18 protein-coding genes and 2 rRNA genes (1 of these 20 running past the window's edge) are annotated in these 15,693 nt (G+C 36.4%); 19 read left to right on the top strand and 1 reads right to left on the bottom strand.

Going from position 1 to position 15,693, the window contains the following annotated elements; genetic code table 11:
* The 11 genes from MHH45_RS16315 to rsmI form a co-directional block, all read left to right on the top strand.
* Positions 1-407 (top strand): 23S ribosomal RNA (locus tag MHH45_RS16315) (it extends 2,515 nt beyond the left edge of the window).
* A 50-nt stretch (positions 408-457) separates the two neighbouring features.
* Positions 458-573 (top strand): 5S ribosomal RNA (gene rrf, locus MHH45_RS16310).
* Between the two features lie 265 nt (positions 574-838).
* A complete protein-coding gene (locus MHH45_RS16305) occupies positions 839-1,018 on the top strand; it encodes a sigma factor G inhibitor Gin (protein WP_016116889.1) in 180 nt (59 codons plus the stop codon).
* 82 nt (positions 1,019-1,100) lie between these two features.
* Positions 1,101-2,522, top strand: coding sequence for an aminotransferase class I/II-fold pyridoxal phosphate-dependent enzyme (locus MHH45_RS16300; protein ID WP_016116890.1), 1,422 nt, complete (start codon positions 1,101-1,103; stop codon positions 2,520-2,522).
* Position 2,523: 1 nt separating this feature from the next.
* Entirely contained in the window at positions 2,524-3,150 is a 627-nt protein-coding gene (gene tmk, locus MHH45_RS16295) for a dTMP kinase (RefSeq protein ID WP_016116891.1), read from the top strand.
* Positions 3,151-3,185: 35 nt separating this feature from the next.
* The gene (gene holB, locus MHH45_RS16290; RefSeq protein WP_016116892.1) at positions 3,186-4,169 is read left to right on the top strand and encodes a DNA polymerase III subunit delta'; all 984 of its coding nucleotides are present in this window, start codon (positions 3,186-3,188) and stop codon (positions 4,167-4,169) included.
* A gap of 5 nt (positions 4,170-4,174) precedes the next feature.
* Positions 4,175-5,002 carry a PSP1 domain-containing protein gene (locus tag MHH45_RS16285; RefSeq protein WP_003194202.1) on the top strand — a complete coding sequence of 276 codons (828 nt, stop codon included), beginning with the start codon at positions 4,175-4,177 and terminating at the stop codon, positions 5,000-5,002.
* A 14-nt stretch (positions 5,003-5,016) separates the two neighbouring features.
* Positions 5,017-5,367: a DNA replication initiation control protein YabA gene (yabA, locus tag MHH45_RS16280; RefSeq protein WP_016116893.1), complete on the top strand. Its 351-nt coding sequence runs from the start codon at positions 5,017-5,019 to the stop codon at positions 5,365-5,367.
* 120 nt (positions 5,368-5,487) lie between these two features.
* Positions 5,488-6,228 (top strand): tRNA1(Val) (adenine(37)-N6)-methyltransferase, encoded by a 741-nt coding sequence (locus MHH45_RS16275; RefSeq protein ID WP_016116894.1) that lies wholly within the window; start codon positions 5,488-5,490, stop codon positions 6,226-6,228.
* The gene (locus tag MHH45_RS16270; protein ID WP_018783059.1) at positions 6,215-6,505 is read left to right on the top strand and encodes a GIY-YIG nuclease family protein; all 291 of its coding nucleotides are present in this window, start codon (positions 6,215-6,217) and stop codon (positions 6,503-6,505) included. The genes MHH45_RS16275 and MHH45_RS16270 overlap by 14 nt, the downstream gene beginning before the upstream one ends.
* Positions 6,474-7,349 carry a 16S rRNA (cytidine(1402)-2'-O)-methyltransferase gene (gene rsmI, locus MHH45_RS16265; RefSeq protein WP_016116896.1) on the top strand — a complete coding sequence of 292 codons (876 nt, stop codon included), beginning with the start codon at positions 6,474-6,476 and terminating at the stop codon, positions 7,347-7,349. Before MHH45_RS16270 ends, rsmI begins: the two co-directional genes overlap by 32 nt.
* 20 nt (positions 7,350-7,369) lie before the next feature.
* Here the strand turns inward: rsmI and MHH45_RS16260 are convergent, their stop codons facing one another.
* Positions 7,370-7,654: an AbrB/MazE/SpoVT family DNA-binding domain-containing protein gene (locus MHH45_RS16260; RefSeq protein WP_016116897.1), complete on the bottom strand. Its 285-nt coding sequence runs from the start codon at positions 7,652-7,654 to the stop codon at positions 7,370-7,372.
* Between the two features lie 363 nt (positions 7,655-8,017).
* Here MHH45_RS16260 and metG point away from each other — a divergent pair, with 363 nt between their 5' ends.
* From metG to ispE, 8 genes are all read left to right on the top strand, one after another.
* Positions 8,018-10,000 (top strand): methionine--tRNA ligase, encoded by a 1,983-nt coding sequence (metG, locus tag MHH45_RS16255; protein ID WP_016116898.1) that lies wholly within the window; start codon positions 8,018-8,020, stop codon positions 9,998-10,000.
* A 177-nt stretch (positions 10,001-10,177) separates the two neighbouring features.
* Positions 10,178-10,945 (top strand): TatD family hydrolase, encoded by a 768-nt coding sequence (locus MHH45_RS16250; protein ID WP_016116899.1) that lies wholly within the window; start codon positions 10,178-10,180, stop codon positions 10,943-10,945.
* A 280-nt stretch (positions 10,946-11,225) separates the two neighbouring features.
* Entirely contained in the window at positions 11,226-11,783 is a 558-nt protein-coding gene (gene rnmV / locus MHH45_RS16245) for a ribonuclease M5 (protein ID WP_016116900.1), read from the top strand.
* Positions 11,780-12,661, top strand: a complete 882-nt coding sequence (rsmA, locus tag MHH45_RS16240; RefSeq protein WP_016116901.1) for a 16S rRNA (adenine(1518)-N(6)/adenine(1519)-N(6))-dimethyltransferase RsmA — start codon at positions 11,780-11,782, stop codon at positions 12,659-12,661. The genes rnmV and rsmA overlap by 4 nt, the downstream gene beginning before the upstream one ends.
* Before the next feature lie 239 nt (positions 12,662-12,900).
* Positions 12,901-13,764, top strand: coding sequence for a sporulation peptidase YabG (gene yabG / locus MHH45_RS16235; protein WP_003205440.1), 864 nt, complete (start codon positions 12,901-12,903; stop codon positions 13,762-13,764).
* A gap of 277 nt (positions 13,765-14,041) precedes the next feature.
* A complete protein-coding gene (veg, locus tag MHH45_RS16230) occupies positions 14,042-14,305 on the top strand; it encodes a biofilm formation stimulator Veg (RefSeq protein ID WP_018767332.1) in 264 nt (87 codons plus the stop codon).
* 90 nt (positions 14,306-14,395) lie between these two features.
* The gene (gene sspF, locus MHH45_RS16225) at positions 14,396-14,575 is read left to right on the top strand and encodes an acid-soluble spore protein SspF (RefSeq protein WP_016116903.1); all 180 of its coding nucleotides are present in this window, start codon (positions 14,396-14,398) and stop codon (positions 14,573-14,575) included.
* Between the two features lie 196 nt (positions 14,576-14,771).
* Entirely contained in the window at positions 14,772-15,641 is an 870-nt protein-coding gene (gene ispE, locus MHH45_RS16220; RefSeq protein WP_018767331.1) for a 4-(cytidine 5'-diphospho)-2-C-methyl-D-erythritol kinase, read from the top strand.
* Positions 15,642-15,693 lie beyond the last annotated feature (52 nt).

The following is a 15,693-nucleotide window of genomic DNA, read 5'->3' as shown; positions in this document are numbered from 1 at the left end:
TGGCACCTCGATGTCGGCTCATCGCATCCTGGGGCTGTAGTCGGTCCCAAGGGTTGGGCTGTTCGCCCATTAAAGCGGTACGCGAGCTGGGTTCAGAACGTCGTGAGACAGTTCGGTCCCTATCCGTCGTGGGCGTAGGAAATTTGAGAGGAGCTGTCCTTAGTACGAGAGGACCGGGATGGACGCACCGCTGGTGTACCAGTTGTTCTGCCAAGGGCATAGCTGGGTAGCTATGTGCGGAAGGGATAAGTGCTGAAAGCATCTAAGCATGAAGCCCCCCTCAAGATGAGATTTCCCATAGCGTAAGCTAGTAAGATCCCTGAAAGATGATCAGGTTGATAGGTTCGAGGTGGAAGCATGGTGACATGTGGAGCTGACGAATACTAATAGATCGAGGACTTAACCATATAATATGAAGCAAATGTTATCTAGTTTTGAAGGAATATGCCTTCAATAGTTTGGTGATGATGGCAGAGAGGTCACACCCGTTCCCATACCGAACACGGAAGTTAAGCTCTCTAGCGCCGATGGTAGTTGGGACCTTGTCCCTGTGAGAGTAGGACGTCGCCAAGCAAATAAAGCACGAGTCAATTGACTCGTGCTTTTTTATATTTTCAGGTGAAAAGATAATAAAAGTACTGTGGAAGAAAGTTTAATTTCATCATGTGGGTGACAAACACATTGCCCAAATAGGATTCATATCATACATATATAACGAAACGATGTATATTTTCCAGAAAAGTGTCAAGGAATAGAAGTAAGTATATTTTAATTCAAAATAGAGGGGAGGAATATCCTACATCGTTTTCATTTAGAGAAAAATGATTAGGATAAAGATATGAAAATAAAACATGAGGTTTGCATTGTATGTGGGAATAGGAAAGATGATGGTATACATGTACACACAAGTTTTATATGTGATGCTTGTGAACGGGACATGGTAGAAACTGAAACGAATGACCCTAAATATATATACTATTTAGAACAACTGCGAAAAATCCAAATATCATATTCATAAATAGGCGTACATGCCTATTATTTTTTTTGCCATAATATCTCTGTATAATAGATAGAGAATGAAAAGTAAGGAAGAGATAAACATGAATCAAAATCGAATACCATTATATGAGACGTTACTCCAGTTTAAAAATAAAAAGCCTCTATCTTTACATGTTCCGGGACATAAAAATGGTTTGAATTTTCCGGAGCAGGCACAAGCAGGTTTTAGTGATGTACTTTCTATTGATGTAACGGAATTAACAGGATTAGATGATTTGCATAGTCCGTTTGAATGTATAGATGAAGCACAGCAATTATTGGCTGATGTATATAATGTAAAAAAGAGTTATTTTTTAATTAATGGTTCTACAGTTGGAAATTTGGCAATGATTTTATCATGCTGTGAGGAGCATGATATTGTTCTTGTACAAAGAAATTGCCACAAGTCCATTATTAATGGCTTAAAGTTAGCTGGAGTGAATCCAGTATTTTTAGAGCCTTGGATTGATGAATTGTATGGCGTCCCAGTTGGAGTTCAGCATGAAGTCATTAAGGGAGCTATTGAACGATACCCAGAAGCAAAGGCATTGATTTTAACACATCCCAATTATTATGGTATGGGAGTTGATTTAAAGGAAAGTATTATGTGTGCACACGCAAATAAAATTCCTGTTTTAGTAGATGAGGCACATGGAGCTCATTTTTGTATAGGAGAGCCGTTCCCTAATTCAGCATTAGAATACGGTGCTGATATAGTTGTACACTCGGCGCATAAAACATTACCCGCCATGACTATGGGTTCTTATTTACATATCAATAGTAATTTAGTTCATGAAGAAAAAGTTTCTTCTTATTTAAGTATGTTACAATCTAGCAGTCCATCTTATCCGATTATGGCTTCATTAGATGTGGCTCGCTTTACATTAGCAAATATGAAGGAGAAGGGCTGTCATAAAATTGTGGAGTTTGTGAGGCAATTTAGGGAGGGATTGCAGGATATTCCACAAATCGCTGTTTTGCAGTATCCTTTGCAGGATGAGTTAAAGGTTACGGTACAAACACGCTGTGAGCTGTCTGGATATGAATTACAATCTATATTTGAAAAGATAGGTATATACGCAGAAATGGCAGATCCATATAATGTTCTATTTATTTTACCATTGCAAGTAAATGAGCAGTATATGAAAGCGATAGAGGTAATACGGTCGGCATTACGTAACTATACGGTAACAGACAAGATATCATCGATTCGGTATACTTACAAAGGGGGATTTTCTTCTTTACCATTTACTTATAAGCAATTAGAAAAGTATAAGAAAAAAGTTGTACCTTTACAAGAAGCCGCCGGGATGATTGCAGCGGATATGGTTATCCCGTATCCACCGGGTATTCCATTGCTTATGTATGGAGAAAAAATTACTACGGAACACATCAAACAAATTTCTTATTTAGAAGAAACGGGTGCTCGTTTTCAAGGAAATGTAAAATATATGAATGTGTATGATATAGAAAGTAGGTTTTAGGATGAAGGGATTATTTGTAACAATTGAAGGACCAGAGGGTTCAGGTAAATCGACATTAATTACAAAGTTATTACCGCACTTTGAAAAGAAAGAACAAAAAGTTATAGCAACGCGAGAACCAGGTGGTATTGCGATTTCAGAAGAAATTCGAGAAATCTTACATAAACAAGAGCACACGATGATGGAAGCACGTACGGAGGCATTATTATATGCTGCAGCACGCAGACAGCACTTAGTAGAAAAAGTTATGCCAGCTTTGGAGAAAAACTACCTTGTATTATGTGATCGTTTTATTGACAGTTCTCTTGCTTATCAAGGTTATGCAAGAGGTCTAGGGATTGATAAAGTATTTGAAATTAATCGGTTTGCAACAGAAGACTGTATGCCTAGTTTGACAATCTATTTAGATATTGAACCTGAAGTAGGCTTGGCACGCATTGAAAAGGATGCTAATCGTGAAGTGAATCGTTTAGATATGGAAAGTATTGAATTCCACAAACGTGTACGTGAGGGATATTTACAGGTGGTAGATCGCTTCTCAGATCGCATAGTTATTGTGAATGCAGATCAACCGATGGAAAAGATTTTGGAAGAAGTTATTCAGCTTGTAGAAGATAAATTGTTATAATAGAAGGAAAGTATAAAACAAGTGAGGTATGCATTATGACGAGAACGTGGGAGCAGCTTTCTGCTATACAGCCCATTGGTGTAAAGATGTTGATGAATAGTATTGCAAAAGGGCGTATATCCCACGCTTATTTGTTAGAAGGTGCAAAAGGAACTGGAAAATATGAAACGGCCATTCAAATGGCAAAAAGTTTTCTTTGTAAACAAAGAAACGGTGTAGAGCCGTGTCATACATGTACGAATTGCCGCCGGATTGATTCGGGTAACCATCCTAATTTACATATTGTAAGACCAGATGGGTTATCTATTAAAAAACAACAAATTCACGATTTACAGGAAGAGTTTTCAAAAACGGGTTTAGAGGCAAATAAAAAGGTATACATTATTGAGCATGCAGATCGAATGACAGCAAATGCTGCTAATACCTTATTAAAATTTTTAGAAGAACCAAGCAGCGATACAACAGCTATTTTACTTACTGAACAAAGTCATCAAATTTTAAATACTATTTTATCTCGTTGTCAAGTTGTGACATTTAGACCTTTGTCTACAGAATCTTTAATTGAGAGACTGCAGGGAGATGGAATTGCAGTTTCTTTATCTACCCTTGCTGCACAGCTTACGAATAGTTTTGAGGAAGCATTATTACTGTGTAATGATGAATGGTTTGCACAAGCACGAGCTTTAGTGATAAAATTATGTGAAGCGCTCGAAAAAGATACAACCTCTCTTTTTTTTGTACAAGAAAAATGGGGGAAACACTTTGGAGAGAAGGAACAATTACAACAAGGTTTAGATATTTTACTCCTTATTTATAGGGATTTATTATATGTTCAATTAGGAGAGGAAGATCGTCTTGTCTTTCAAGATCAAAAGGAGATGTTTCATTCTTTCTCTTACGCTCAGAGGCGCATTGTATCAGCTCTTTTTAATATATTAGAAGCAAAAAATAGAATCAACGCTAATGTAAATGCGCAGCTTGTGTTCGAACAGTTAGTGTTGCGGTTGCAGGAGGGATGACCGTTTTGTATGATGTAGTAGGTGTTCGCTTTAAGAAGGCCGGAAAAGTGTATTACTTTGACCCGAATCAATTCGATATCTCGGAAAATGAATTTGTGATCGTGGAAACTGTACGAGGTATTGAATATGGGAAAGTAGTTATTACAAAAAAGCAAGTTGATGAAAACGATGTGGTACTACCGCTAAAGAAAGTCATTCGCATTGCAAATGAAAATGATCGGACAATTGTTGAAGAGAACAAACATGCTGCAAAAGAAGCATATCAAGTTTGTCAACAAAAGGTAGGGGAACATAAACTTGATATGAAGCTTGTAGACGTAGAATATACGTTTGATCGTAATAAGATTATTTTCTATTTTACAGCGGATGGTCGTATTGACTTTCGTGAACTTGTAAAAGACTTAGCTGCAATTTTTCGGACAAGAATTGAGCTAAGACAAATTGGTGTTCGCGATGAAGCAAAAATGCTTGGTGGTATTGGTCCGTGCGGCCGTATGCTTTGTTGTTCTACATTTTTAGGTGATTTTGAACCTGTATCCATTAAAATGGCAAAGGATCAAAATTTATCATTAAATCCTGCGAAAATTTCTGGCTTATGTGGCCGATTAATGTGTTGCTTAAAATATGAGAATGATGAGTATGAAGCGGCAAAAGAGCAACTTCCTGATTTAGATCAACGTATACAAACACCGCATGGTCTTGGACGCGTTATCGGATTAAATATTTTAGAAAGATTAATTCAAGTGGAACTAGTAGACAAGGAACGGATAGTAGAATATACGTTAGATGAATTAATTAATGAAGGGGTCGTTTCGAGTCAAACCACAGATTAATGAGGTGGGTGCTTGTGGAGAAAAAGGATATTTTTGCAGCGGTTTCCAGTATGGAAGAGCAAATTGGACATTTATATAAGCAGTTGGGAGAATTAAAGCAACATCTTGCAGAGTTACTTGAAGAAAACCAACATATTAAAATGGAAAATGAAAATTTGCGACGTCGTTTTGAAGAAATACAGAATAAGGAAAAACAAAAAACTCAAAAACGAAAAGAAATGAAGCCTAAAACGGATATTGGTGAAGGCTATGATAACTTAGCACGCCTATATCAAGAAGGTTTCCATATCTGTAATTTACATTATGGAAGTGTACGTAAAGAAGGGGATTGTTTATTCTGTCTGTCATTTTTAAATAAAAAATGAAATTACCTTTCCAATATATTGGAAAGGTAATTTTTTATACATGAGAGTAAAGATAAGATGAAATAGGTCTTAGTTTTACGTTCAAATAGGGTAGGTTAAGTATAAGAAAGGAAATCGTATATGCACTTATATGAAGATGAACGTTTAGATTATTTACTAGCGGAAGAAATGAAAATTATTCAAAGTCCATCTGTGTTTAATTTTTCTTTAGACGCAGTGTTACTTGCGAATTTTGCATGGATCCCGATTCAAAAGGGAAATTTGCTTGATTTATGTACAGGAAATGCTGTTATTCCGCTTTTGTTAAGCACGAGAACGAAAGGGAATATTACAGGGGTAGAAATTCAAGAACGCTTGTATGATATGGGAGTAAGAAGCATCCAGTATAACAAGTTAGAAGAAAGAATCCAGTTAATTCATGGAGACTTAAAGGATATGCCAGAGCAGCTTGGGCGTCATCAATACGATGTTGTAACATGTAATCCGCCGTATTTTCAAACGCCAAAGGCATCTGAGAAAAACATTAACGAGCATTTAGCTATAGCTCGTCATGAAATTATGTGTACATTAGAGGATGTCGTATATGCTAGTAGTCAGCTTGTAAAGCAAGGTGGTAAGGTAGCATTTGTTCATCGTCCAGGTCGATTACTTGATATTGTAACACTAATGAGAAAGTATAAGATTGAACCAAAACGTGTGCAGTTTGTATATCCAAAGGCGGGTAAAGAAGCAAATACGCTACTAATAGAAGGAATTAAAGATGGAAATGCAGATTTAAAAATTTTGCCACCGCTTTTTGTATATGAGGAAAATAATGAGTATACAAAGGAGCTTCGTTCAATCTTATATGGAGAAAAATAAACATTATTTTTATGTAGTAGAATGTTCAGATAGGAGTTATTATGCAGGGTATACAAATAATTTAGAGAAACGAATTCAAACTCATAATAGTGGGAAGGGAGCGCGTTATACTCGTGCTAGGCTTCCTGTTGTTTTGAAATATGTAGAGGTTCATGAAGATAAAACTACAGCGATGCAAGCCGAATATCATTTTAAACAGTTAAAGCGAAAAGAAAAAGAAGAATATATGCAAAAAGGAGAACGCTATGTGGCAGCAAAAAAGTTTTCAAGCAAATGAAAAGGGAGCCTTATATTTAGTTCCAACGCCGATTGGTAATTTAGAAGATATGACGTTTCGTTCGATTCGGATATTGAAAGAGGCTGATATCATTGCTGCTGAAGATACGCGGCAGACGAAAAAGCTTTGTAACTATTTTGAAATTGAAACACCAGTTATGAGTTATCATGAGCATAATAAGGGAGTAAGTGGACAGAAAATTTTAGATAAGCTAGAAGATGGAAAAACAGTAGCTCTTGTAAGTGATGCAGGTATGCCTTGTATTTCTGATCCAGGCTACGACATTGTTGTAGAAGCTGTAGAGAAACAATATCATGTTATTCCACTTCCAGGGGCAAATGCAGCCCTTACAGCGTTAATTGCATCAGGGTTAGAAACGAGACATTTTTATTTTTACGGATTTTTGCACAGAAATAAAAAAGAACGTAAGGCGGAATTAGAAAAGCTTCGTTATGTTCCAACTACGATGATGTTCTATGAAGCGCCGCATCGGTTAGATGATACATTAATTTCTATGAAAGAAGTACTTGGAAATAGAGAAATTGTATTGTGCCGAGAACTAACGAAAAAATTTGAAGAATTTATTCGTGGTTCGGTAGAAGAAGCGATTGAATGGACAAAGCAAAATGAGGTTCGTGGTGAATTTTGTATATTAGTATCCGGGTCAAAAGAGGAAGCTGCTCCAGAGGAACAGTGGTGGGAAGCTATATCAGTATACGATCATATCGAACATTACATAAACGAGCAAGGAATGTCTTCAAAGGATGCAATTAAAAAGGCGGCCAAAGATCGAGATTTGTCGAAACGAGACGTCTATCAAATCTATCATGTTGATAAAAAATAAGCTTCTCATAATTGAGAAGCTTATTTTGCTGCTTGAATATATTGATGAAGTTCGTTTAAGATCTGTTCAGCGCCTTCTTTGCTTAAGATAATTTTACCTTCAGCTAAAGAAAGGTTACCATCAGACACTTCACCAGTTACTTGGCAAGTCATGTTAGGCTTATATTTTTTTAGGATGATTTTTTCGTCATCAACGTAAATTTCAAGAGCATCCTTTTCAGCAATACCTAATGTACGACGTAATTCAATCGGAATTACAACACGGCCTAATTCATCAACTTTACGAACGATACCAGTAGATTTCATATTCGTTATCCTCCTCATATTTTGTAAGTTTGCGAGTCTATATTTTAATTCGTCATTTTTCGACAAAATACCCTATGAACATATGATACCAATCATTTACATTTCCGTCAATTCATAAATTTTATATTTTATGAAAGAATTGTAGATTTTTATACTTCTTATATATAATAGAAAATGAAAGAATTACACAAGTGTTTTACTATATTTTTAAATTTTATCAATATTTCAGATAAATTACTGTATATTTTTTTTGAATATGAGTAATAGATGATAAAGATAATCGAGCATTAATTCGTTTTTATGCGTCAGTTTTTGATATACTGTTTATAAATACATATGAGGTCATTTGGGAGGTTCAAAACAATGACAGAGGAAAATAAGACCTTTTATATCACTACTCCAATTTATTATCCAAGCGGAAAGCTTCATATTGGACATGCTTATACAACGGTAGCAGGAGATGCGATGGCACGCTACAAGCGCATGCAAGGATATGATGTTCATTATTTAACAGGTACTGATGAGCATGGACAAAAGATTCAAAAGAAAGCAGAAGAACTACAAGTTACACCACAAGCATATGTTGATAACATTGTAGCAGGAATTAAAGAATTGTGGGGGAAAATGGACATTTCTTACGATGACTTTATTCGGACAACCGAAGATCGTCATAAAGAAGTTGTTGAAAAGATTTTTAAACAACTTGTTGATCAAGGTGATATTTATCTTGATGAATATGAAGGATGGTATTCTGTACAGGATGAAACATTCTACACAGAACATCAACTTGTTGATCCGATTATGGAAGGCGATAAAGTAGTCGGAGGAAAAAGTCCAGATAGTGGCCATGCTGTAGAACTGGTTCGCGAAGAATCTTACTTCTTTAGAATGGGTAAATATGTAGATCGACTACTACAATTTTATGAAGAAAATCCACACTTCATTCAACCTGAATCTCGTAAAAATGAAATGATTAATAACTTCATTAAACCAGGTCTAGAAGATTTAGCAGTTTCTCGTACTTCTTTTGACTGGGGAATTCGTGTGCCAGGTAACCCAAAACACGTTATTTACGTATGGGTAGATGCATTATCTAATTACATTACAGCACTAGGATATGGAACAGATAATGAAGAGAAATATAAAAAGTATTGGCCAGCAGATGTTCACTTAGTAGGAAAAGAAATTGTTCGTTTCCATACAATTTATTGGCCGATTATTTTAATGGCGCTAGATTTACCACTGCCGAAAAAGGTATTTGCTCATGGTTGGATCTTAATGAAAGACGGAAAAATGAGTAAATCAAAAGGTAATGTAGTTGATCCAGTTACGTTAATTGATCGTTATGGATTGGATGCACTGCGTTACTATTTACTTCGTGAGGTTCCATTTGGATCAGACGGTGTATTTACGCCAGAAGGTTTTATTGAGCGAATTAATTTTGACCTTGCAAATGACTTAGGAAACTTATTAAATCGTACAGTAGCGATGATTGATAAGTACTTTAATGGAGAAATTCCTGCTTTTAAAGAAAATGTAACTGAGTTTGATGAAACAGTAGTAACGTTTGCACAGGATACATTAAAAAAAGTAGAAGAAGCAATGGAAAACATGGAGTTTTCAGTAGCATTGAGTTCTATTTGGCAACTGGTTAGCCGTACTAATAAATATATTGATGAAACACAACCTTGGGTATTAGCGAAAGATGAGAATGATCGTGATAAACTTGCGTCCGTAATGGCACACCTTGCAGAAATGCTTCGCCAAATGGGTATTATGCTTATGCCATTCTTGACAGCAACACCAAGTAAAATCTTTACACAACTTGGCCTTACTGATGAAGCTTATCAATCTTGGGATAGCCTTTCTACGATTGGTTGTATTCCAGCTAGCACGAAGGTAGTCAAAGGACAACCAATTTTCCCACGCTTAGAGGTAGAAGTAGAAGTTGAATATATCAAAGAACAAATGAAAGGTTCTGCTCCTAAAGTAGAGGAGAAAAAGGAAGAGGAACCGAAGGCAGAAGAAATTACAATTGATGATTTCTTTAAAGTTGAATTGCGTGTGGCGGAAGTAATAGAAGCAGAGCCTGTAAAAAAAGCAGACAAACTGTTAAAGATTCAACTTGATTTAGGCACAGAAAAGCGACAAGTTGTTTCTGGAATTGCTAAATTTTACACACCAGAAGAATTAAAAGGGAAAAAAGTTATTTGTGTAACGAATTTAAAACCAGTGAAATTACGTGGTGAATTATCACAAGGTATGATTTTAGCAGGCGAAGAAAACGGAGTATTGTCTTTAGCAACAATTGACCAAAATTTACCAAATGGTACAAAAATCAAGTAATCTTGACAAAATAAGAGATGTTTCACGTGTAACATTCGTGGAGCATCTTTTTTTCTTGTCAGGAATCTTTTTAAAAATTCCTTTTTTGTATTAAGATTGTACTATTGTTATTACGTTTTTAGGGAAGAGATTTTTTACTATGATAGAATTTATTTCAAATAAAAGGAGTTATTTGTTATGTTGTTTGATACACATTCACATTTAAATGCAGAGCAATTTGAAGAAGATTTACAGGAAGTTATTGCAAGAATGAAAGAAGCTAGGGTTTCGTATACAGTTGTTGTTGGTTTTGATGAGGTAACAATAAAAAAGGCAATTGAGCTCGCAGAAACGTATGACTTTATTTATGCAGCGGTTGGTTGGCATCCCGTTGATGCCATTGATATGACGGAAGGGCATTTAGTTTGGTTAGAAGAGTTAGCTGCACACCCAAAAGTAGTTGCTCTTGGTGAAATGGGGTTAGACTATCATTGGGACAAGTCTCCGAAGGAAATACAGAAAGAAGTATTTCGTAAACAAATTCAGTTAGCAAAGAAAGTGAAATTGCCTATTATTATACATAACCGTGATGCAACGCAAGATATTGTAGATATTCTAGAAGAAGAAAATGCAGCTGAAGTAGGCGGCATTATGCATTGCTTTAGTGGCAGTGTAGAGGTGGCAAAACAATGTATTGATATGAATTTTTTAATTTCATTGGGTGGGCCAGTAACTTTCAAAAATGCAAAGAAACCGAAAGAAGTTGCAATGGAAATTCCAATGGAAAAGCTGCTAATAGAAACGGATTGTCCATACTTAACGCCACATCCATTTCGTGGTAAACGAAATGAGCCAAGTTATGTGAAACTTGTGGCAGAAGAAATTGCTAACTTAAAAGGTATTTCATACGAAGAGGTCGCAAAGGTAACTACAGAAAATGCAAAAGCTTTATTTGGTGTTGAATAAGAAAGAATGGTGAATTCCATTCTTTTTCTTTTACCCTGCCTCTATTGTTACCTCTCAATGAAGAGACACTAACAATACCCGGAAGGCAATACAAGCTAGCTAACTAACGGATATATTTGTAGGGAAGAAAACAAGTGAGGTTAAAGTGTTACAATAAGAAGAGTAGGCAGAGGATTTTTTCTCCTCTGCTTTTTAAATTGTATCAGTGGGAAAATAATAATGGAAAAGTATTCGTTTTTTTGTTTTACTAAGTAGAGACGAAATCAGTGTGGAGGCAGTCATGAAAATTAAAGAGATTATCGTTGTAGAAGGTAAAGATGATACAGTTGCAATTAAGCGTGCTGTTGATGCAGATACAATTGAAACGAACGGTTCAGCAATCGGTGAACATGTCATTGAGCAAGTAAAATTGGCACAGCAAAAACGAGGCGTTATTATTTTGACGGATCCTGATTACCCGGGAGAGCGTATTCGGAAAATTATTTCTGAAATGGTTCCGGGTTGTAAGCATGCTTTCTTACCGAAAGAAGAGGCACTTGCCAAGAGAAAAAAAGGAGTCGGAATTGAACATGCTTCCAATGAATCCATTCGCCGTGCTTTAGAAAATGTTCACGAAGAAATGGAAGCCTATACGAGCGAAATTAGTTGGAGTGACTTAGTAGATGCTGGACTAGTAGGCGGAGAACAGGCAAAAAGTCGTAGAGAAAAAATGGGTAAACTATTAAAGATTGGTTATACAAATGCGAAGCAGTTACATAAACGTTTACAAATGTTTCAAGTTTCAAAAGAAGCATTTGCGGAAGCATATAAACAAGTATTACAGGAGGAAAAGAAATGAAGGATATCGCAACACCGAATCGTACGAAAGACATTGTTGAAAAGTACGGGTTTTCATTCAAAAAGAGTTTAGGTCAAAATTTCTTAATTGATACAAACGTATTAAATCGTATTGTGGATTATGCAGAAATCGGCCCAGAGAGCGGAGCAATTGAAATTGGCCCTGGTATTGGAGCGTTAACGGAGCAGTTAGCAAAACGTGCTAAGAAAGTAGTCGCTTTTGAAATCGATCAACGACTATTACCAATTCTAGACGAAACATTAGCTCCTTACAGCAACGTAACTGTAATTAATAAAGATATTTTAAAAGCAGATGTACATGAAGTATTCGGAGAGCAGTTCGAAAAAGGACAAGACGTAATGGTAGTAGCAAATTTACCATACTACGTTACAACACCAATTTTGTTTAAATTACTAGAAGAGCAATTACCAGTTCGTGGGTTTGTTGTTATGATGCAAAAAGAAGTGGGAGATCGCTTAGCGGCTAAACCAGGAACGAAAGACTACGGTTCTCTATCTATTGCAATTCAATATTATACGGAGGTAGAAACAGTTATGACTGTTCCGCGCACCGTATTTGTCCCACAACCAAATGTAGATTCCGCAGTTATTCGTCTTTTAAAACGTCCAAAACCAATTGTTGAAGTGAAAGATGAGAAGTTTTTCTTCGAAGTAGTACGAGCAAGCTTTGCACAACGTCGTAAAACGTTGATGAATAACTTATCAAATAATCTAAATGGTTTCCCGAAAGATAAGGAGTTATTAGATCGTATTTTAACGGAAGTAGGCATTGATCCAAAGCGAAGAGGCGAAACATTATCAATCGAAGAATTTGCAGCACTGAGTAATGCATTAGTCTCTCATAAAGTGAAACTTTAATCACCCACTGATTATTAGTTGAACCAATCGGGCTTTTATGGGCAGTTAATCCCCCACCTAACTTCTTTGCTTTCGCTGAATTTTGGAGTGGGGATCTTACTGCCCGCAAATAGCGGGATAAACAATAAAAGGACAGCTCAATTCGAGCTGTCCTTTTTGTCACCCTTTTCACTCTAAATTCATACGTTAAAAACAGAACATGGTTAGTGAGATGGCCTAATGAATTTGGAGGTAGGATAATGGCTGTACATGTTGGAGATTTAGTGGAACGACAATCTTATAACCGAGACATTCTTTTTCGCATTACAGAAATAAAAGGTGAAATTGCAATATTATTTGGAGAAGAAGTCAGACTTGTGGCAGATGCACCGCTTGAAGATTTAATTAGCATTGATCAGAGAGAGTATAAGAAAAGGGAAAAGCGTGAGAAGGAAACGATGGAGCGAACATATCGCCTGTTTCAACAAGACTATGTTTTGATGAAGCAACGTCACGAGCATAATTCTACAGGAGGATATACGAGTGAAGTCAATTATTTTCAAATGCCAGGTAGGGTTTTGCATATAGATGGAGACCCATTATATTTACGGAAATGTTTAGATTTATATACAAAGATAGGTGTTCCAGTTCAAGGGGTACATTGTAAAGAAACAGAAATGCATGAAAAGGTAGTTGATTTAATCGATCATTTTCGTCCAGACATTTTGGTCATTACAGGTCATGATGCATATACAAAATCTAAAGGAGTTATGGGAGACTTAGCAGCTTATCGTCATTCTCGGCACTTTGTACAGGCTGTTCGGGAAGTACGAAAAAAATACCCTTCTTTAGATCAACTTGTTATTTTTGCAGGGGCATGTCAGTCCCATTTTGAAGCATTAATTCGAGCTGGTGCTAATTTTGCTAGTTCACCATCGCGTATTAATATTCATGCATTGGATCCAGTATATGTAGTGGGGAAGATTAGTTTTACTTCATTTATGGAACGCGTAAATGTATGGGATGTTGTTCGAAATACTATTACTGGGCAAAAAGGCCTTGGTGGTATTGAGACCCGGGGACTTTTACGAACAGGATTACCTTTTCAATATTATGAAGAGTAAGCAAGGTATATATGTACCTTGTTTTTCTTATGGGAAAAGTATCAGTTTGTTTGGTGAAAGATGTACCATAAACAAGGATTTGTAGGTGCTTGGATAAAAAAAGGTAAGAACGTACAGACTATACAATGATACTTTTATAATATAGTAATTCTTCTATCTATTCGAACGCATTAGGTTCTTGCGAAGATATTGCTTGTTATGTATAGGCAATGATTGGGATAGATATATCATGTATTTATGTATTCACTCTAAATTACAGCGAGGTGTAGCAAAGTATATGTCAAAACGTTTAGATGAAATTAAAAGTGAATTAGATCATCATCTTGGGAAGCGCCTTATGTTAAAGGCGAATAGTGGAAGAAGAAAAACAGTGGAACAATCAGGCGTACTAGCAGAAACGTATCGTTCTGTTTTTGTTGTACAGTTAGATCAACAAGAGGATACATTGCAGCGTGTTTCCTATAGCTATGCAGATGTTTTAACAGAAACGGTAGAATTAACGTTTTATGATGATCCTCAGAACGAGGTTATTTTAGGGTAATTGTCCACTCTGTTACATATATTTCCATAAATAAAAAAGACATTTTTTTGCATACTAATTATACCGTAGCAAAATAAGGAGGGACCTGCATTGAGTAGACGAAGAGGAGTCATGTCAAATCAGTTTAAAGAAGAGCTTGCAAAAGAGCTTGGATTTTATGATGTTGTTCAGAAAGAAGGATGGGGCGGAATTCGTGCGAAAGATGCTGGTAATATGGTGAAACGTGCTATTGAAATTGCACAGCAGCAATTAATGAAACAAAACCAGTAGTTGCAAAATAACTTCTATGCTACGGTAGCCGAGGAGAAATTCCTCGGCTTTTTGCACGCCAAAAGGTATCATCATTTTGCATAAGTAGTTTCATTCTGAATGCTTTTCGTTATAATTAGGGAAGTGTCATCGTCTTACTATAAATTTATGGTAAAATAAACGATAAAAGATTGAGTACATAGAGTGGGTGAATAGATTGAAGCTACTAGTGAAAGCACCAGCAAAGATTAATCTGTCGTTAGATGTACTAGGGAAAAGACAAGACGGTTATCATGAAGTGAAAATGATTATGACAACAATCGATTTAGCAGATCGTTTAGAGTTAACGGAGTTATCAGAAGACCGTATTGAAATTGTATCCCATAATCGGTATGTCCCAGACGACCAGCGTAATTTAGCTTATCAAGCAGCGAAATTATTAAAAGAGAAATTTAAGGTAAAACAAGGTGTATCTATTGCTATTGAAAAAACAATTCCAGTAGCAGCAGGATTAGCAGGTGGAAGCAGTGATGCGGCTGCTACATTACGTGGTCTTAATAAGCTATGGAATTTAGGTCTTACAATAGGTGAATTAGCGGAACTTGGAGCAGAAATTGGATCTGACGTATCCTTTTGTGTATATGGCGGAACAGCGATTGCGACAGGAAGAGGAGAAAAGGTTGAGCATATAAAGACACCTCCTTCTTGTTGGGTTATTTTAGCGAAGCCTCACATCGGTGTATCTACTGCTGACGTATATGGAAATTTACAATTAAATCGTGTCACACATCCAGACGTAGATAAAATGGTTGAAGTTATCAATCAAGGTGACTATAAAGGAATATGCAATGCAGTTGGAAATGTATTAGAAGATGTGACATTTGCGATGCATCCTGAAGTTGCACGTATTAAAGCACAGATGAAGCGCTTTGGCGCAGATGCAGTTTTAATGAGTGGCAGTGGTCCAACTGTGTTTGGGCTTGTGCATCATGATTCGCGTATGCACCGTATTTATAATGGTTTAAAAGGATTTTGTGAACAAGTATACGCAGTCCGTCTATTAGGAGAGCGAGAAACGCTTGAATAAAGACGTATAATAAGTTATGATTTGTTTAGAATATTCGTGATTTGGGGTGAGA

It is taken from the genome of Bacillus sp. FSL K6-0042, from assembly GCF_038006685.1.
In the GTDB taxonomy this organism is placed as follows: domain Bacteria; phylum Bacillota; class Bacilli; order Bacillales; family Bacillaceae_G; genus Bacillus_A; species Bacillus_A pseudomycoides.
The sequence above is the reverse complement of the archived record's forward strand: the minus strand, read 5'-3'. Positions and strand labels throughout refer to the sequence as shown.